The sequence below is a fragment of the Microbacterium sp. genome (assembly GCF_031179285.1).
Taxonomy (GTDB): Bacteria; Actinomycetota; Actinomycetes; order Actinomycetales; family Microbacteriaceae; genus Microbacterium.
On record NZ_JAPSHY010000008.1, the window covers coordinates 1 to 17,757 of the forward strand.

At 68.2% G+C, this 17,757-nt stretch carries 20 protein-coding genes and 1 pseudogene; 11 read left to right on the top strand and 10 right to left on the bottom strand.

Annotated elements, in window-relative coordinates; all coding sequences use genetic code 11:
* Positions 1-42: 42 nt before the first annotated feature.
* The gene (locus RIN18_RS06745) at positions 43-216 is read left to right on the top strand and encodes a DUF3117 domain-containing protein (protein WP_067122349.1); all 174 of its coding nucleotides are present in this window, start codon (positions 43-45) and stop codon (positions 214-216) included.
* 96 nt (positions 217-312) lie between these two features.
* Here the strand turns inward: RIN18_RS06745 and RIN18_RS06750 are convergent, their stop codons facing one another.
* Complete coding sequence (locus RIN18_RS06750; RefSeq protein WP_309103190.1) at positions 313-951, bottom strand: class I SAM-dependent methyltransferase; 639 nt, start codon at positions 949-951, stop codon at positions 313-315.
* A gap of 89 nt (positions 952-1,040) precedes the next feature.
* Here RIN18_RS06750 and RIN18_RS06755 point away from each other — a divergent pair, with 89 nt between their 5' ends.
* On the top strand, positions 1,041-1,421 hold the full coding sequence (locus RIN18_RS06755) for a Sec-independent protein translocase TatB (RefSeq protein WP_309103191.1): 381 nt from the start codon (positions 1,041-1,043) through the stop codon (positions 1,419-1,421).
* 1 nt (position 1,422) lies between these two features.
* Here the strand turns inward: RIN18_RS06755 and RIN18_RS06760 are convergent, their stop codons facing one another.
* Genes RIN18_RS06760 through RIN18_RS06770 form a run of 3 tightly spaced genes read right to left on the bottom strand, consistent with a single transcriptional unit; the run spans position 1,423 to position 4,324 of the window.
* A complete protein-coding gene (locus RIN18_RS06760) occupies positions 1,423-2,544 on the bottom strand; it encodes an Mrp/NBP35 family ATP-binding protein (RefSeq protein ID WP_309103192.1) in 1,122 nt (373 codons plus the stop codon).
* Positions 2,541-3,059 carry a DUF1003 domain-containing protein gene (locus RIN18_RS06765; RefSeq protein WP_309103193.1) on the bottom strand — a complete coding sequence of 173 codons (519 nt, stop codon included), beginning with the start codon at positions 3,057-3,059 and terminating at the stop codon, positions 2,541-2,543. The genes RIN18_RS06760 and RIN18_RS06765 overlap by 4 nt, the downstream gene beginning before the upstream one ends.
* Entirely contained in the window at positions 3,059-4,324 is a 1,266-nt protein-coding gene (locus tag RIN18_RS06770) for a magnesium transporter MgtE N-terminal domain-containing protein (protein WP_309103194.1), read from the bottom strand. Before RIN18_RS06770 ends, RIN18_RS06765 begins: the two co-directional genes overlap by 1 nt.
* 87 nt (positions 4,325-4,411) lie before the next feature.
* Here RIN18_RS06770 and RIN18_RS06775 point away from each other — a divergent pair, with 87 nt between their 5' ends.
* The 5 genes and pseudogenes from RIN18_RS06775 (at position 4,412) to RIN18_RS06795 (ending at position 7,695) form a co-directional block, all read left to right on the top strand.
* Entirely contained in the window at positions 4,412-5,206 is a 795-nt protein-coding gene (locus RIN18_RS06775; protein ID WP_309103195.1) for a general stress protein, read from the top strand.
* 13 nt (positions 5,207-5,219) lie between these two features.
* The gene (locus tag RIN18_RS06780; protein WP_309103196.1) at positions 5,220-5,864 is read left to right on the top strand and encodes a DUF4870 domain-containing protein; all 645 of its coding nucleotides are present in this window, start codon (positions 5,220-5,222) and stop codon (positions 5,862-5,864) included.
* The gene (locus RIN18_RS06785) at positions 5,861-6,523 is read left to right on the top strand and encodes an alpha/beta family hydrolase (RefSeq protein ID WP_309103197.1); all 663 of its coding nucleotides are present in this window, start codon (positions 5,861-5,863) and stop codon (positions 6,521-6,523) included. Before RIN18_RS06780 ends, RIN18_RS06785 begins: the two co-directional genes overlap by 4 nt.
* Positions 6,524-6,566: 43 nt before the next feature.
* On the top strand, positions 6,567-7,301 hold the full coding sequence (locus RIN18_RS06790) for a metallophosphoesterase family protein (protein WP_309103198.1): 735 nt from the start codon (positions 6,567-6,569) through the stop codon (positions 7,299-7,301).
* Positions 7,298-7,695, top strand: a pseudogene (locus RIN18_RS06795) (glyoxalase). Before RIN18_RS06790 ends, RIN18_RS06795 begins: the two are co-directional and overlap by 4 nt.
* Before the next feature lie 32 nt (positions 7,696-7,727).
* Here RIN18_RS06795 and RIN18_RS06800 read toward each other — a convergent pair.
* A complete protein-coding gene (locus RIN18_RS06800) occupies positions 7,728-9,221 on the bottom strand; it encodes a DUF222 domain-containing protein (RefSeq protein ID WP_309103199.1) in 1,494 nt (497 codons plus the stop codon).
* A 71-nt stretch (positions 9,222-9,292) separates the two neighbouring features.
* Here RIN18_RS06800 and RIN18_RS06805 point away from each other — a divergent pair, with 71 nt between their 5' ends.
* Positions 9,293-10,207: a hypothetical protein gene (locus RIN18_RS06805; protein WP_309103200.1), complete on the top strand. Its 915-nt coding sequence runs from the start codon at positions 9,293-9,295 to the stop codon at positions 10,205-10,207.
* A gap of 22 nt (positions 10,208-10,229) precedes the next feature.
* Here RIN18_RS06805 and RIN18_RS06810 read toward each other — a convergent pair whose 3' ends face one another.
* On the bottom strand, positions 10,230-11,639 hold the full coding sequence (locus RIN18_RS06810) for an aminopeptidase P family protein (RefSeq protein WP_309103201.1): 1,410 nt from the start codon (positions 11,637-11,639) through the stop codon (positions 10,230-10,232).
* 44 nt (positions 11,640-11,683) lie between these two features.
* On the bottom strand, positions 11,684-12,706 hold the full coding sequence (locus RIN18_RS06815) for an endonuclease/exonuclease/phosphatase family protein (RefSeq protein WP_309103202.1): 1,023 nt from the start codon (positions 12,704-12,706) through the stop codon (positions 11,684-11,686).
* A 96-nt stretch (positions 12,707-12,802) separates the two neighbouring features.
* On the opposite strand from RIN18_RS06815, the gene RIN18_RS06820 reads away from it, so the two are divergent.
* Both RIN18_RS06820 and RIN18_RS06825 read left to right on the top strand, forming a co-directional pair.
* The gene (locus RIN18_RS06820; RefSeq protein ID WP_309103203.1) at positions 12,803-13,678 is read left to right on the top strand and encodes a PHP domain-containing protein; all 876 of its coding nucleotides are present in this window, start codon (positions 12,803-12,805) and stop codon (positions 13,676-13,678) included.
* 63 nt (positions 13,679-13,741) lie between these two features.
* Positions 13,742-14,740, top strand: coding sequence for a DUF817 domain-containing protein (locus RIN18_RS06825; protein WP_309103204.1), 999 nt, complete (start codon positions 13,742-13,744; stop codon positions 14,738-14,740).
* On the opposite strand, the gene RIN18_RS06830 is transcribed toward RIN18_RS06825, so the two are convergent.
* Positions 14,659-16,176 carry a DEAD/DEAH box helicase gene (locus tag RIN18_RS06830; RefSeq protein ID WP_309103205.1) on the bottom strand — a complete coding sequence of 506 codons (1,518 nt, stop codon included), beginning with the start codon at positions 16,174-16,176 and terminating at the stop codon, positions 14,659-14,661. The two genes, RIN18_RS06825 and RIN18_RS06830, sit on opposite strands and share 82 nt — an antisense overlap.
* A gap of 177 nt (positions 16,177-16,353) precedes the next feature.
* On the opposite strand from RIN18_RS06830, the gene RIN18_RS06835 reads away from it, so the two are divergent.
* Positions 16,354-17,064 (top strand): ferritin-like fold-containing protein, encoded by a 711-nt coding sequence (locus RIN18_RS06835; RefSeq protein ID WP_309103206.1) that lies wholly within the window; start codon positions 16,354-16,356, stop codon positions 17,062-17,064.
* Positions 17,065-17,133: 69 nt separating this feature from the next.
* Here the strand turns inward: RIN18_RS06835 and RIN18_RS06840 are convergent, their stop codons facing one another.
* Together RIN18_RS06840 and RIN18_RS06845 are read right to left on the bottom strand one after the other, a co-directional pair.
* On the bottom strand, positions 17,134-17,421 hold the full coding sequence (locus RIN18_RS06840; RefSeq protein WP_309103207.1) for a hypothetical protein: 288 nt from the start codon (positions 17,419-17,421) through the stop codon (positions 17,134-17,136).
* Positions 17,422-17,428: 7 nt separating this feature from the next.
* Positions 17,429-17,653 carry a DUF3107 domain-containing protein gene (locus RIN18_RS06845; protein WP_309103208.1) on the bottom strand — a complete coding sequence of 75 codons (225 nt, stop codon included), beginning with the start codon at positions 17,651-17,653 and terminating at the stop codon, positions 17,429-17,431.
* Positions 17,654-17,757 lie beyond the last annotated feature (104 nt).

Consider the following 17,757-nt stretch of genomic DNA (forward strand, 5'->3'; position numbering starts at 1 on the left):
ACCGATAAAGTTAATCCATACCACCGAGGAAAAGGAGCCACGATGGCAGCGATGAAGCCAAGGACCGGAGACGGACCGATGGAGGCCGTGAAGGAGGGGCGACTCATCATCGTGCGTGTTCCGCTCGAAGGCGGCGGCCGTCTGGTTGTCTCCGTGAACGACGCCGAGGCAAAGGAGCTTCACGACGTGCTCGCCGCCGTCGTGACGCCCGCCTGACGAATGACCCGGTCCGCACGAGCGGACGCAAGAAGGGGCGACGGATCTTCGATCCGTCGCTCCTTCGTCGTCTGTCGTCCAGCCTGGGTCGGCGACTCAGCCCTGGTCGGCCACGCTGATGAGCTGAAGCAGACCCTCGCCGGCCGGCGACACCGCGGCGAGTACAGCTGATGATTCCTGCGTCTCCTGGATGAGGGATCGATAGGCGGCGGTGACCGCGTCGCGCTGAACGGGGTCAGCGACCCGTCCGCCGGCGAGCACGCGGGGCACGAGCACCATGCCTCCGGTGCGCGCGAGGCGCAGCCCGTGCTCGACGTACTCGATGACGTTCTCGGCATCCGCGTCGACCAGCACGATGTCGTACGACGCCTCGTTCATGCGGGGGAGTACATCAGCGGCACGGCCGGTGATCAATCGTGCCCGGGTGGAGGGGATCTTCGCGTCGGCGAACGCCTGGCGCGCGGCCGCGAGGTGCTCTGGTTCGTTGTCGATGGAAGTGAGAACCGCCTGAGGCGCTCCGCGAAGCAGCCAGAGCCCCGAGACGCCCGCGCCGGTTCCGATCTCGACGATGGAGCGCGCACCGGTGGCTGCCGCCATGACGGCGAGCTGCGCGCCGACGGCGGCGCTGACGGGGGCTGCTCCCAGCTCGATGGCGTGGGCGCGAGCACGAGCGATCGGATCCGGTTCGACGATGGATTCGCGGATGAAGCGCGCGTTGGCGTCGTGCTCGCTCATGACCAGTTTCTCCCGCCTGCGGTGGACCTTCCTCCAGGGTAGGCGCTGGGTGTGCGGCGAGACGGCAGGCGCGGCGGTAGCCTGGACAGATGCAATTCGGGATCACGTTCGAGAAGCTTCTGCTGATCGGTCTGATCGCCGTGCTCCTCGTCGGTCCGGAGCGCCTTCCGCGGTACGCGGAAGGATTCGCGAAGCTCGTCCGCAGGGGCGGTGAGTTCCTCCGCGACACCAAGAGCCGTGTGCGCGAGGAGATGGGGCCCGAGATCGACGACGTCGACTGGCGCAAGCTCGATCCGCGTCAGTACGATCCTCGCCGCATCATCAGGGATGCTCTCTTCGAGGACGAGCCGAAGCCCAAGACGACGACGCTGAAGGACGCGAAGCCAGCCTCTGCGGCACCGCGGCGAACCGTGGTGAGCCCGGAATTCTCGGGGAGCAACCCGCCGCCGTTCGACGTCGAGTCCACCTGAATCAGCGCAGAGACATCGGCAGGGGCCTGCCGGCGAGCCCCCGCCCCTGGGCGGACAGCGACCGTGCGAGCTCGAGGATGGCGGCCGCCGCGGCGTCGCCCGGATCCGAGATGACCACCGGCATCCCCGCGTCTCCGCCGCTGCGCAGCAGCGGGCTCAGCGGAATCGACGCCAGCAGTGGCACGGGGGCATCGGGCGCAGAGAGAGCTTCGGCGACTTCTGCGCCACCACCCGATCCGAACAGATCGACGACAGTGCCATCCGGCAGCTGGAGGGCCGTCATGTTCTCGACCACGCCGATCACCCGCTGACCGGTCTGCCTCGCCACCAGTCCGCTGCGGATCGCGACGTCAGCGGCCGCGGCCTGCGGTGTCGTCACCACCAGAACTTCCGCGTGCGGGAGCAACTGCCCGATCGAGATGGCGATGTCGCCGGTGCCGGGCGGCATGTCGATGAGGAGCACGTCGAGGTCGCCGAAGAACACGTCGGTGAGGAACTGCGAGACGGTGCGGTGCAGCATCGGTCCGCGCCAGGCGACGACGGATTCGCCTTCGCGAAGGAACATGCCGATGGAGATCGTCTTGACCCCATGGGCGACCGGCGGCAGCATCAGGTCGTCGATGCGCGTCGGCTGGGTTCCGGACGGGATGCCGAGGAGCCCGGGGATGGAGAATCCGTGCACATCGGCGTCGACCAGTCCGACGGCGAGACCCTGCGCGGCGAGAGCGGCGGCGAGGTTCGCGGTGACGGTCGACTTGCCGACTCCGCCTTTGCCGCTGGAGACGAGGATCACGCGCGTCAGCGAATCCGGTCCGAAGGCCATCTGCCGTGCGGGACGTCCGGCGCGCAATTTCTCCGTCAGCGCCCTGCGCTCGTCGGGCGTCATCACGCCGACATCGACGGCGACCTCCGAGATCCCGGGGACGGATGCCGCCGCAGCCCGCACGTCGCTCTCGATGCGCTGGGCGGCGGGGCACCCGACGATCGTCAGCACGATGCCGACGTCTGCACGCCCGCCGTCCACCGTGACGTCTCGCACCATGTCGAGATCGCCGATCGGTCGCCGCAGCTCCGGGTCGGTCACGCCGGCGACGGCCTGTCTGACCCTGTCGGCGAGGGTCATGACGGGGTGCCGCCGGACGGCGTTGTGCGCTCCGGCTCTTCGAGCTCGGAGAGCAGAGCCTTCAGCTCCTGCCGGAGCACGTCTCGCGTCACCGCCTGCGTGTTGCGCTCTTCGAGAGACATCCGAAGGGCCACGATCTCACGGGCGAGGTACTCCGTGTCGGCGAGGTTGCGCTCGGCCCGCTGGCGGTCCTGCTCGATCTGCACGCGGTCGCGGTCGTCCTGCCGGTTCTGCGCGAGAAGGATCAGCGGCGCGGCGTATGAGGCCTGCAGCGAGAGCATCAGAGTGAGAGCCGTGAAGCCGTTCGCTGCGGCGTCGAATCGCCATTGCGCAGGCGTCACCGTGTTCCAGATGATCCACAGCACGCAGAACAGCGACAGCAGCACGAGGAATGTCGGAGTGCCCATGGCGCGGGCGACCCACTCGGTGAATCTGCCGAACCGGTCACGCGAGGTGGAACGCGGGCGGGTCGTGCCTCGCCCGAGGGGCGCGTCGAGGCGAGGGGAGCGGGCCATCAGCGCACCGCCTTCGGATCGGCCGGCTCGTCGATATCGTGCGTGCGCCAGTCGTCGGGCAGCAGATAGTCGAGAACGTCGTCCACGCTGATCGCGCCGACCAGGCGGCGAGCAGCGTCGACGACAGGAAGCGAGACGAGGTCGTAGCTGGCGAGCAGACGGGCCACCTCCGCCGCCGACGCCGTGACGGGCACCGCGTCGAGGCTGTCGTCGATGATCGCGCCCAGCCGCTCGTGCGGGGGGTACCGAAGCATCTTCTGGAAGTGAACGACTCCCAGCAGCCGGCCCGTCGGCGTCTCGAACGGAGGAAGGGTGACGAATACCGCCGCCGCGAGGGCGGGGTGCAGCTCATGACGGCGGATCAGCGCAAGCGCCTCCGCAACGGTGGCGTCGGCGGAGAGGATGATCGGCTCCGGCGTCATCAGCCCGCCGGCCGTGTCCGGACCGTAACGGAGAAGCGTCCTGACATCCTCCGCCTTCTCCGGCTCCATCAGCTCGAGCAGCTGCTCCAGACGGCTGGGGGGCAGCTGCGCGAGAAGATCGGCCGCGTCGTCGGGTTCCATCTGGTCGAGGATGTCGGCGGCGCGCTCGTCTCCGAGCCGGTCGAGGATGTGCACCTGCTCGTCCTCCGGCATCTCCTCCATGGCATCGGCGAGGCGGTCGTCCGAGAGTTCCTCCGCGACTTCCAGCATTCGCTGCTGGGGCAGGTCGAGCAGAGTGTTGGCGAGGTCTGCGGCGTGCAACTCGGAGTACGAGGCGACGAGCTGCTCGGCGGACTGGGATTCGCCGGGCGCGCGCTGCTCGGCGACCTCGGCCCAGCTGGCGAAGGTGGTCGGCCCCTTGGCGAACGGGGAGGCGCTCGTCTTGGGACGGCGGAGGAAGAGCTGGCTGATCGCCCACTCACCGAGGCGGTTCGGTTCGATCGCGACGTCCTCGATCACCGCGCTGCCGCTGCCGTCGGCGAAGCTGACGCGACGCCCGAGAAGCTCGGCGAGTACGCGCACCTCACCCGCGCGCGGCTGGAATCGGCGCACGTTGATGAGGCCGGTGGTGATGACCTGGCCGGCACGGATCGAGGTGACACGGCCGATCGAGAGGAACACGTGGCGGCGTCCTGGGATCTCCACGACAAGACCGATCACACGCGGTGCCGCGGTACTTCGGTACACGATGACGACATCGCGGACCTTGCCGAGCCGGTCGCCGACGGGGTCGAAGACTGCGCACCCGGCCAGGCGCGCCGCGAAAACCCGTTGTGTGCTCACCATCCCAGCGTAGTCGGCGCGCCCTGCAAGCGCGGCCGGAAGCCCGGTTCCCAGTACGGTCATCGAACCCCATGGGACAATGGACGGATGAGCATGCTGAACCGCCCCGCGAACAGCGCCGACACCGGCGAGATCGTCGCCTCGATGAGAGAGTACGAGGCCGCGCAGAAGACGGTGTCCAAGCTGATCGCCGGGGAGGTGCCCGCGCGCGACATCGCCATCGTCGGCCAGAGTGTGCGCACCATCGAACGGGTCACCGGCAAGCTGGGCTATGCCGCAGCAGCTCGCTCCGGCGCGATCAACGGAGTGCTCATCGGACTCTTCCTCTCTGCGATCCTGGTGCTCGGCCAGCCGGAAGTACCGATCCAGCTCTTCGTCGGCTTCGTCTTCATCGGCGTCGCTCTCGGGATGCTGCTCAGCCTCATCACCTACGCCATCGTGCGCCGGCGTCGCGACTTCGCGAGCGTGACCCAGTTCGCTGCCGACCACTATGAGGTCACTGTGCAGGCGACGTCGCTCGCCAAGGCCAGGCAGGTACTCGGGGCGGCGAAGACCGCACCGGTGCGTCCTCCGGCGAATCTCGACGAACCGCCCCGCTACGGTGAACGCATCACTCCCGGGGCGGAGCGGCCGGCTCCGCCGGTCCAGGCTCCCGGCGCCGATGGACCGACGATCCCGCCGCGGCCCGCGCCGCCGCTCTACGGCGAGCGGGTCGATCCGGTGGCAGCGCCCCCGATCGACGAGGGCAGCCCGGTGGGTGGTGCTCCCGCGCCCGACCCCATCGACGGCGAGCCCGGTTCCGGACGGTCCGACGCCCCGAGTGACGGGGACGCCGACGAGCGCCGCCCGCTGGATGGTCGCTCACCGGGCGCAGCACTCTGAGGGATCACCTGCGATGAATGCACCGGACCCTCTCGACCCGCACGACGACGGAACAGCGAAGCACCCGGCGCCGCCTCCTCCCTCTGCCTCCGGATTCCCTCCACCACCCGCCGCGCCGGGCGGGTATGCGCCTCCTGCCGGACCGGCATACCAGTCGGCATCCGGTCCGTACGCGGGTGCCGCGCCCGCGCAGCACCCGCCGGGGACGCAGCCGCCGGGTCCGTACGTCCCCCATCAATACGTCCCCGGTCCGTACCCGGCGCAACCGTCGAACGGGACGCTGTCGTGGGTCCTGGGTTTCCTCATCTTCATTCCGATCCCTTTCCTGAGCGCGATCATCTCGGGCATCGCGATGGCCGTGCCCTACAGTTCCCTCTCACGGCGCGGACCCGTCGCTGCGGCGAACGCCAGAGCGGCGGCGAACTGGGGGCTCACGTATCTGACGGTCTCGACCGTTCTGCTGCTGGCTCATTTCATCGTTCTCGCGGCGTTCGCCGGCGACGAGGGCATGGAGGGGTTCTTCCCGATCGGGATCGCGATCACTCTCTACCTGGTCCTCGGTGTCCTCCACATCGTGCTCGTCATCATCGGCACCGTGCGCAGCAGCGGTGGCAAGGTGATGCGGGTCCCCTTCGCCATCCCGTACGTACGCGGATGAGCACCGGCAGGGGCTCGCTCTCCGTGCCGCTTCCCGCGGGCACGGTGACGGTGAGCGCGGCGTGGGCAGGGGCTGGCGGGCGCGGCATCGTGCTGGTCGCCCACGGCGCCGGCACCGGAATGGATCATCCGTTTCTCACCGGGTACGCCGACGCGCTGGCCGAGCTGGGGTTCGCCGCCATGCGGTTCAACTTCCCGTACGTCGAGCAGGGGCGACGGATGCCGGGACCCGCTGCGCACGCGATCGCGACGTGGAGAGCTGCCGTGGCCCATGCGCGCGAGCGGTTCCCTGCCCTGCCGGTCTGGGCGACGGGAAAATCCTATGGTGGGCGGATGGCCTCGATGGCTGTCGCTGAGGGACTCGCCGTGGACGGTCTGGTGTATCTGGGCTATCCGCTGCATCCGCCAGGGCGGCCGGACAAGCCGCGGGCCGAGCATCTTCCTGCGATCACCGTGCCACAGCTGTTCGTCGAGGGTTCGAACGATCCGTTCATTCAGCCCCTGTCGCAGTTCGAGGACGTCGTGGCGAGCTGTCAGGATGCGCGGGTCGAGTGGATCGAGGGCGGCGGTCACACGTTCGAGGTGAAGGGGCGCAAGCGCCCGGCATCCGAGATCGGCGCCTCGCTGGCACCGATCGTGGCCGAGTTCGCCGCTCGCTGATCGGTTCCGCCCGCGCGGGACGGACGGGTGCGAGGATGCTGGAGTGAGTCTGGAACGCATCGCCCTCATCTCTGACATCCACGGCAATCTCACCGCCCTCGAATCGGTTCTCGCTGACATCGCCGCGCGAGGCATCACCCGCGTCTTCAATCTCGGCGACACGGCGGGGAAGGGACCGCGGGGTGACGCGGCAGTACGTCGCTGCCGGGAAGTGTGCGAGGTGAACATCCGGGGCAACTGGGACGACTTCCTTCCGCGGATCGCTGACGATGGGCTCGAGGAGATGGTGTGGTGGCGGGATGAGGTGTCGCCGGAGAATCTGGCTTGGTTGGGTACGCTGCCTCTCAGCGTGGACCTGATGATGAGCGGCCGGGTCATCCGCTTCTTCCATGCGTCGGCGACGAGCCCGCACATGCGGGTGCATTTCCACCACAGCCCCGAGGAGTTCGCGTCGATGTTCGTCAACACGCCGATGACCGGCGACGGTCTCGTCCCATCGGTCGTGGGCTATGGCGACATCCACGACGCTTACATCGAAACCGTCGACGGGCGGACACTGTTCAACGTCGGAAGCGTCGGCAACCCGCTGGATGAGCCGACGCCGTCGTACGTGATACTGGAGGGCGGCGCCGACGCGAGCGCCACCTTCAGCATCCAGGTCGTGCGGGTTCCCTACGATATCGAGGTGGAAGTGGCCGTCGCAGAATCGCTGCGGATGCCGACACGCGACGTCTGGGCGATGGAACTGCGTACGGCCGTGCATCGCGGGCGGCAATGACCGTTTCGCAACGCGGGCTCCACCACGTCGAGGTCTGGGTGTCGGACCTCGAGTCGGAGCCGTGGACGTGGCTGCTGGCGGAGTTGGGATTCGAGCTGGTGGGGGAGTGGGCCGGCGGGCGGTCGTGGGGTGTCGGTGGGACATACCTCACGCTGACGACATCTCCGAACCTCTCCGCGCCGGATCACGATCGGAGGCGGCCCGGAGTCAACCACCTCGCGTTCTGGGGCGGCACGAGACGCGAGGTGATGCGCTCATGGCAGATGCGCCGCGACACGGCTGGCGACGATTGTACGACGAGCGGTACCCTCACGCCGGCGGACGGGATCACTATGCCGGCTGGCTCGAGAACGCCGCGGGCTTCAAGGTCGAGATCGTCGCCGAACATGCCTGACCTACCTGCCTGTCTTCGCAGCGCCCCTGACGTCAGGCCGCGCGGGGTCTGAATCGTCGAGGCGGCGGATCGATACCTGCCCAGGTAGCAGCAAGCGCAAGGCGTGGTTTCAATACGACGGTGTCGCCGGATGGATGATGCAGAACGAAGTCGCCCTTGTCCTCGCGACTTATTCGCCAGCGACCGTGGTGGAGGTTCATATGGTGAAAGCGGCAGAGCAGGATGCCTCGGTCGACGTCTGTTCGACCGCCGTCGCTGAAATGGTCGACGTGGTGGGCCTCGCAGTATGAAGCGGGACGGTCGCACCCTCGCCATCGGCATCCGCCGTCGCGGATGGCCAGGGCGATCCGCTGTTTCGGCGTGAACAGTCGCTGTTCACGGCCGACGTCGAGCGGATTCCCCGCACGATCGACCGAGACACGAACGGTTCCGGCATCGCAGGCGTGCTGATCTGCCATCGGGCCGGGAACGGTGATGAGGCCGTCTTCCGTGCGCGCGGGAGCGGTCGGTTCGTCGGCCCTTGCGGCAGTGTCGACGACTTGCACCAGGCGGACGCCCGCCTGCCGTGTGCCGAAGACGGACTTCGCGTCAGCGAGGGCACCTGCGCGCAGCACATCGAGGATGAGGTCGTAGGCAAGCTGATCGTTGGTGCGGGGATCGGTGCTGAGTTCCTCGGCGCGCGCTCTTTCCGTGTCATCCACGAACCTCGGTCCGCCGCGGCGTGGACGCAGTGCGCTGTCGACGATCGTCTGCACCCAGGCGGCGCCCTCGTCATCGAAAGCGATGTTCGCGTGACGCCTGCCGTCGGCGTCGGTGTACATGCGGAGCGAACGGCGCTCGAAGCGTTCGTCGAATCGGCGCATGGCGCCGTCGGGATCCAGTTGATCGCGGATCGTTCGTGCCGCGTTCCGAAGCTCTTCCGGCGTTCGTTGGGGCGCCTCGAGGATGAGCTGCCCCACGGCGAGACCCCAGACCTCACGCGCTTCCCGCGAGTCGTCGGGTGGCTCGCCGAGGCCGCGGAGGATCGCGTCATGCTGCGCGGATGAGATCTCGTCGCGCATCAGCGAGGCGCCGAGCGGCGCGTGCCAGGGCGACGAATCCGCCCGGTCCGCGGCTGGAGGAGCGGGAGCGTCGGATTCCACGTCAGCGACCTGCGGGCTTGCCGGCGATTTGTCACTCTTCACGGCATCGAGCACGGCCTCGCCCAGCCGGATCTGCTTCTGCGCTTCGTTTCGGCTGACCCCGGTGAGCTCCTGCACGAGCCCTGCGGGGTTTCGGTGTCCGCGCGTCTGCGCCAGCCCGGCATGGCCGACTTCCCGCGTCGAGCGGGCCGCCGCGATCCCTGCTCCGACAATGCCGATCCGCTCCGCGCCTCGCATCAATCCACTCGCGAAGCCGATCACGTCGACGATCTCCTTGTCATCGAGCGCGGACATGCGATCGGCAAGTTCTTCTCCGTCGGCATCCGCCCCGAGCAAGGCGCGCAGCGCCGCCACCTGCGCGTCGATCTCGGAGAAGATTGCCATACTTCATGATCCACCGGGCCACCGACATTCGGATATCCAGACGAAGGATCGAGGGGCGCGCGCCATCACGGATGGGTAACGACTTCTTCGGTCCCGGTCCGAGGAACATCTCCGTCCTGGAACATGACGGAGATGGTGCTGCCCGCAGACTCGCACGTGCACAGCGAATGGTCCTGGGATACGGGCGGTCCGTCGTCCGTCGCAAGCGGACGCATGCGCGCGACCTGCGCGCGCGCCATGCGCATCGGATTGCCCGCACTCGCCTTCACCGAGCACCTCGACGCTCCACGCTCCTGGCGGTCAGAGTCGAAGGACCTCATGTCGCACCAGCAGGACCTCTTGACCAGGATGGCCTGGTCGACCCGGAGTGGCTCGACGTCGCCGGATTCCTGGAGAACATCGCTCGCTGCAGGCATGAGTTCCCCGATCTCACCATCCTCGCCGGCGTCGAGTTCGGGCAGCCGCATCTGAGCGAGTCAGAGGTGACTTCGATCGTCGATCTGCGTTCCCTCGATCGCGTCAACGGCTCGCTTCACACTCTCGCGATGGGAGCATCACCCAGAGCAGAGCCGGGCACCCTCTTCCGGGAGCAGTCCCCGGTCGACGTGATGTGGGCGTACCTGACCGAGGCGGTCGCGATGGCGAACAGCTCCGCGTACTTCGATGTGTTCACGCATCTCGACTACGCGGTGAGATTGTGGCCGGTCGGTGACGCCGGCCCGTTCGATCCACGGAGGTTCGAAGAGGGGTTTCGGGCTGCCATGGCCGCGATCGCGTCGAGTGGCCGCGCGCTCGAGATGAACACCCGACGGCTCTGGCCTTGGATGCCCCAATGGTGGGTGGAAGAAGGCGGGCGCTGGGTCACCTTCGGAAGCGACGCCCACACTCCTGAGGCGCTCGCAGCGAACTTTCCTGAAGCCGTCGCGATGCTCGAGCACTTCGATTTTCGTCCAGGCTCCAGACCAGAGGAGTTCTGGAGCAGATGACGATGTCCCGTCGCCCGCTGTCTCACCCCTGAACGCGCGCGATCCACTCCTCGACCTCGTCGGCCGTCCGCGGGATCGCCGCTGAGAGATTTACCGCACCGGATTCGGTCATGAGGATGTCATCCTCGATCCGCACACCGATCCCTCGCAGTTCGGCGGGCACGGTCAGATCGTCGATCTGGAAGTACAGCCCGGGCTCGATGGTGAAGACCATGCCCGGCTCAAGGATGCCGTCGTAGTACATCTCGCGGCGCGCCTGAGCGCAGTCGTGCACATCGATTCCGAGGTGATGCGACGTGCCGTGCACCATGTAGCGCCGGTGCTGTCCGCCGGCATCCGCGTCCAGCGCTTCCTCGGCGGTCACCGGCAGCAGACCCCACTCCGCGACACGGGCGGCGATCACCTGCATCGCGGCCTCGTGCACGGTACGGAAGCGAACTCCGACGCGAGCAGCAGCGAAGGCAGCGTCCGCGGCCTCGAGGACGGCGTCGTACACGCGGCGCTGCACGTCCGTGAACCTGCCGGAGACCGGAAGCGTCCGGGTGATGTCGGCCGTGTACAGACTGTCGGCCTCGACGCCGGCGTCCACGAGGATGAGATCGCCGGGCACGACCGTTCCATCGTTGCGCGTCCAGTGCAGGTAGCAGGCGTGCGGCCCGGAGGCCGCGATCGTGTCGTACCCCTCGCCGTTGCCCTCCTCGCGGGCCCGACGGTGGAACACGCCCTCCACGACACGCTCACCGCGAGCGTGAGCGGCAGCCTCGGGCAGCGCGCGGATGATGTCCTCGAACCCGCGAGCGGTGATGTCGACGGCCCGGCGCATCTCGGCGATCTCGAACTCGTCCTTGACCAGCCGCAGCTCCGAGACGAAACGGTCGAGCTCGTCGTCGGAGCCGAGCACGACCTCGCCATCGACGGCGGCGAACTCATCGAGATGGGCGGTCGGGATGGCCAGATCGGTCGCGACGCCGGCGAGGGACGGCCGGGGGCCGATCCAGAACTCACCGACGGTGGCATCCGCATAGAACTCCGGCGTCGTGCGGTCAGCGCGCTCGCGGAAGTACAGGGTCACGTCGTGACCGTCGCCCGTCGGTTCGAAGACGAGCACCGAGTCCGGCTCGGCGTCCGAGGCCCATCCGGTCAGATGCGCGAAAGCGGAGTGCGCGCGGAAGACGTAGTCGGTGTCGTTGCTTCGCTGCTTGAGGGAGCCTGCCGGGATGACCAGTCGCTTTCCGGGGAAGGCTGCTGACACCGCGGCGCGACGCGCAGCAGCATAGGGCGCCTGCTCGCGAGCGGTCGGCACGGTGTCGGGCCGGTCAGCCCATCCGGTCGAGATCGTGTCGAGGAAGCCGCGCGGGAACGGCTGCTTGCGGTTGGTGGTGCTGTTCTCGGCCGTGGGCTCTGCGATCGTGTCGCGCTGTCCGGTGCTCATCCATCCAGTCTCTCACCTGACGCGGAGCGGGCAAATGCCCGGTTTCAGCCGGCCGGTTCGAGCTGCACGATCAGCGCTCGGTGGTCGCTGCCACCGGCGTCCTCGAGCACCCGGGATCCGGTCGGACGCCAGTTCGGCGAGGCCATCACATGATCGATGGGTGCTCCGGCCAGGGCGGGGAACGAGCTCGGCCAGGTGCCGGTGAGTCCATTGCCGGTGCGGGATGCCGCGTCACGGCAGTGGCCCATGTCGCCGCCGTCGACGCCGAGGGAAGCCATATGGTCCACGGTCGCATTGAAGTCGCCGGCGAGGATGAAGTCGCCCGCGGGGCACTGGTCTGCGATCCACTTCAGATCGGAGCGCCACAGCTCCATCTCCTCGAACCGCGGCGCGACCGCGTGCACCGCCACGATCGTGGGACCGGCGCCGTCGAGCGGCATCAGCACGGCGCTGGGAACGGAGCCGGTGTTGCTCGAGCCGTCCTCGGACGACTGGATGACCGAATAGTCACCGAGCTCGGGGGAGACGAGCACCGTCGTCTGCCACGACTGCGGCCCGTCCGGCACATCGGGGCGGAACTGCACGTGGTGCACCCACATCGGGTGTCCCTGCTCGCGGAGCATGACCGCGATGCTCTCGCCCACCGACTGCGCTGTCTCCGGCAGTGACACGACATCCGCCTCCTGCTCGAGGATGCGCGATGCGATCTCTTCGGCAGCAACCGCTTCTCCTGCGGTGTTCCAGGTCATGACGCGGATGCTGGACTCCGTTGTCGCCGGCAGCGAGGATGCGCCGAATCCCCTGGTCGCACCGATCGCTCCGGTGGCGGCCGCCCCCAGCAGGGCGACGATCAGCACGGACGCGGCGAAGCCGCGGAGCGGACGCGCGATGAGCAGCAGGAGGGCCAGCACGGCGACCACGAGGAAACCGGCCAGCACGAGTCCCCGTACGGCCACGAGCTGCGTGAACGGATAGGTCTGCTCGAGGTGGAAGAACTGCGGCCACACCACGACCGCGGTCCCGATCGCGAGCAGCACCGTGAACAGAATCCCCAGGAGACGAAGCATCGGATCAAGCCTAGGAGCGGAGCCTGTGAAGTTTCTGCCGCGGCCCGGCCCGGTGCCATCGCGTCCCCCTGGCTCGGCGCTCGGTACGCTCGGAGGATGGCCGCCGATCAGTCCCATCGATTCGCGGGTCCCGCGGACCTGCACCTGCACTCCAATCATTCCGACGGCACAGAGGCACCGGCGGAGGTCGTCCGCCAGGCGCATCGGCACGGCCTCGCCACCATCGCACTCACCGATCACGACCGCACCACCGGCTGGGATGAGGCCGCGGCGGAGGCAGCGCGACTGGACATGACCTTCCTTCCCGGGATGGAGCTGTCGGCGAAGCACGAATGGCGAAGTGTTCATGTGCTGGCCTACCTGTTCGATCCCGAGGATCGCGCGTTGCGTGCTGAGACCGATCGGATCCGATCGGATCGGATCGGACGCGCGGAGCGGATCGTCCGCAACATCGGCCGCGACTACGACCTGCACTGGGATGACGTCGTGGCCCAGACCACGCTGGACGCGACCGTCGGTCGCCCACACATCGCCGACGCGCTCATCGCCCGCGGCATCGTACGAGACCGCACCGAGGCCTTCGACGGCATCCTTCACCCGCGCGAGGGCTACTATGAGCCGCACTACGCACCCGACCCGCTCACGGCGGTGCGGCTGATCACGGACGCCGGAGGTGTTGCGATCATCGCGCACCCGGTGACCACGGGACGTGATCGCATGATGCCGGTGGCCTTCATCGAGCGCCTCATCGCCGCCGGCCTCGGCGGATTCGAGATCGAGCACCGGGAGAACACGGCTGCAGGCAAGAAGGTGCTGCGCGATCTTGCGGTGAAGCACGATCTCATCGTGACCGGATCCAGCGACTACCACGGCGGGGGCAAGCCCAACCGGCCGGGGGAGAACACCACCTCCGACGAGATGGTCGCGCGCCTGATCAGCCGCGCCAGCGGATCGGCACCGCGCTATCCCTGACGGTTCGGCGTTCTGTCGGCAGACTCCCGGCCGTCTGCCGACGGACGCTGATACGGTCCGGGCATGCAACGAGCGACTTCCCTCGAGCGTCGCGTTGACGCCATCGCCCACCGGATCCTGCTCGATGCACCGCGAAACGGCACGCGGGCGTGGCTGGTCGAGTTCAGCGTCTTCGTCCTGAAGCAGGCATGGGCGTGCATCTTCGGTGCAGCTCTGCTGCTCGCGATCGTCGCCGCGCGATTGTGGTACCCAGACGAGGCGGTGATCGCCCGCAACGATGCCCTGACGATCGTCGCCGTCCTCATCCAGATCGGGATGCTCGCCCTGAGGCTGGAAACCGGCCGCGAACTCTGGGTGATCGTGCTCTTCCACATCACGGGCACGGCGATGGAGCTGTTCAAGACCGACGTCGGGTCATGGGCGTACGCGGCTGAGGGCGTCCTGCGGATCGGTGGCGTCCCGCTGTTCAGTGGATTCATGTATGCGGCGGTCGGCTCATACATGGTGCGCGTGCACCGGCTGTTCGATCTGGGGTTCACACGGTATCCACGGCGCTGGCTGACCACCGTGGTCGCGGCCTTCATCTATGCGAACTTCTTCACGCATCACTTCTGGTGGGACCTGCGCTGGGTCCTGCTCGCCGCCGTCGTCGTGCTCTGGATGCCGACCGTCCTGCACGCCCGGGTGTGGCGGTACACCCTGCGGCTGCCGCTGCTCGCGGTGTTCGCGGGGGTCGCGGTCTTCATCTACCTCGCCGAGAACATCGGCACCTGGGCGGGAGCGTGGGCGTATCCCGACCAGGTCGACGGCTGGCAGCCCGTGTCGCCGAGCAAGCTGATCTCGTGGTTCCTGCTCATGATCATCTCGGTCGTGATGGTCACCTGGGTCTACCCGCCGAGAGCGCCGGAACACCGTGCGGTCTCCGGCATCGGGAACGACGAAGGGGCGGATGCCGCAGCATCCGCCCCTTCGGACAGCGATCAGGCGCCGGTCGGTGCTCCCGCCCCGGTGCCGCCGCGGCGGCGGCGACGCCGACGCGCGGGAGCGGGCTTGCCGTCGTGATGCTCTCGGCCGGCGCCGTCGTGGGCACCGCTGCCGCCCGCATCCCGGGCGACCGCGGGCGCTGACGACCGCCCGTCACCGGGCGTGCTCTCGGAGGCGCCCTCGGCGAACGTCGATCCGACCTTGTCCGCTCCGCCGCGGCGACGGCGGCGGCGACGGGTGCCGCCCTCGTCCGTGCCCTGCTCGGCGACGTCCGCTGCGTGCTCGACCCGCGGCGGCCGCTGCGCCTTGGCGGCGTCGGCCTTGGGGGCGGTGGTCAGGCGTCCCTTGGTGCCCGCGGGGATGTTGAGGTCGGAGTACAGGTGCGGACTCGACGAGTACGTCTCGACCGGTTCCGGCTGCCCGAATTCGAGCGCGCGGTTGATCAGTGCCCACTTGTGAAGGTCTTCCCAGTCGACGAAGGTCACCGCGATGCCGGTCTTGCCGGCGCGGCCGGTGCGGCCGGCGCGGTGCAGGTACGTCTTGTCCTCGTCCGGGATGGTGTGGTTGATGACGTGTGTCACGTCGTCGACGTCGATGCCGCGCGCGGCGACGTCGGTGGCGATGAGCACGTCGCGCTTGCCGGCCTTGAACGCCGCCATCGAGCGCTCCCGCTGCTCCTGGCCCATGTCGCCGTGCACCGCTCCGACGTTGAACCCGCGGTCGGCGAGCTCGTCGTGAAGTCGCTGAGCGGCGCGCTTCGTGCGGGTGAAGACGACCGTCTTGCCGCGCCCCTCGGCCTGCAGGATGCGGGCGATGACCTCGTCCTTGTCCATCGAGTGGGCGCGGTACACGAGGTGCTTGATGTTCGCCTGCGTGAGGCCCTCATCAGGGTCGGTCGCGCGGATGTGGATCGGGTTGTTCATGAACCGACGCGCGAGTGCCACGATCGGACCCGGCATGGTCGCCGAGAACAGCTGCGTGTGCCGCTTGGCCGGAACCTTCTGGAAGATCTTCTCGATGTCGGCGAGGAAGCCGAGGTCGAGCATCTTGTCGGCCTCGTCGAGCACGACCTGCGTCGCATTGGACAGGTCCAGCAGGCGTTGCCCTGCGAGGTCGATGAGGCGACCCGGCGTTCCGACGACGATCTGCGCACCGGCCTTCAGCTGATCGATCTGACCCTCGTACGCCTTGCCGCCGTAGATGGCGACGACGCTCGTCGAGCGGTTGCTGGTGAGCAGGTCCATGTCCTCGTACACCTGCACGGCGAGCTCGCGCGTCGGTACGACGATCAGAGCCTTGACCCCTGGTTCCGGATTCAGGCCCAGGCGCTGGACGACCGGGATGCCGAAGCCGAACGTCTTGCCGGTGCCGGTCTTGGCCTGGCCGATGATGTCCTGACCGGGAAGGCCGAGCGGGATGGTCTGCTCCTGGATGGGGAACGCGTCGACGATGCCCTTGGAGGCGAGCGCCTCGATGATGTCCTGATCGATGCCGAGATCAGCGAAAGTAGTCAATTCTTCAGTGCCTGTCCGGCGACCCTTCGCAGAGCTCAGTGGTCGCCTCGAAAACGGATCCACGCCGTCTCTTGTGCCACAGGCGCGGGGCCCCGCTCCAACGGCAGGGCAGGACCAGCCTACCCGAGGGGGCTGGAAGGACCGGGATGAGTGTCGCGCGCGAGTATTGTGAGGGGCGTGGTGGAATGGTTCTGGAAGCGCAAGGCGCCTCGGCGCACGCTGATGCTGCGCAGCCGCGGCGATCAGGGAGACGCGACGCGAGTGGACTTCGCCGAGCTCGCCCCGGAGCTCAACCGGTTCCTCGGACAGGCCGCCTACCTGCAGCTGGGCTATTTCGAGACGCTGACCCGCCTGATCCGCGCGACGCCCGAGCTCTCCGAAAAGGAAGCGCTGTCGCGGGCGGCCGGGGCGGCTCTCAGCAAGCACCGCGCGATCGTCGAGCTGATCGCATCACGCGGCGAGGACCCGACGCAGCTCATGCTTCCCTTCCGCGAGCACCTCGACGCGTTCCGCCGCAAGACCATCGGAGCGCGGCCGCGCGAGACCCTGCTGGCCGTCTACATCACCGCAGGCATGCTCGATGACTTCTATCTGGCGCTCGCCGCCAGCTATGGCGAGACCGGTCGGCGCGTCGCCGACATCCTCCGTGAGGACGACGACCGGCACGAGATCGTCGCCATCATCCAGCTCACGATCGAGAGCGACGAGGAATGGCGTTCGCTGCTGTCCATGTGGGCCCGCCGCCTCGTCGGCGACACCCTGCTGGTGTGCCGCGCAGCGCTCCGCCCCGAGCGCCTCGCCGTCGACGAGGAACGCGTCGAGCCGGTGTACACCGAGCTGATGGGCGCTCACGCCCGACGCATGGACGCGATGGGACTGGCGTCCTGAGGGTGAGACGACGGCGGCCGATACCGCTGCACGTGCAGCGGTAGGCAGCCGGATGGCGGAATGCCGCGGTCAGATGCCGAGCGCGGCCCGGCGTTCGGCGTCGCCGCGACGACGCAGGGCATCGACGGCGAGCGTGGCGGCGACGGCGATGAGGACGGCGCCGAGGATGCTGGCGAGCCACAGCCAGAAGCTGTCCTCGCCGACGCCGGCCCACTGCATCGCCGTGTAGATGATCCCGGCGGACACCGTGGCGATCGCCGGGGTGACTGCCGCACCGCGAAGGCCCCGATCACCGATCAGAAAGTGTGCGGCGATTCCGAGGGCGCACGCGGCGATGAGGGCGAGAAGGATGTACATGGGCGGCTCAGGCGACGAAGCCGACGCGTCGCGACTCCTCTGTCCCCAACTCGATGTAGGCGAGGTTCGCCGTCGGCACGAGGTAGGAGTTGCCCCTCACATCGGCGAAGCTCAGGTGCGGCGCTCCCTGCTCGAGGGCTCCGGCCACCTGGGCACGGACCTCGTCGGCGGAGGCTCCGGTGTCGAAGCTCAGTTCGCGGCCGGTGTTGATGATGCCGATGCGGATTTCCACGCGTGCTCCTCGTGATTCGGGGACGACCTTGCAGTCCGGGGACTGCGCCCAACTCTACCGTGGGCGTGCCGACCGAGATCGGTCGTCGGTGGAGGTTTCGCCGT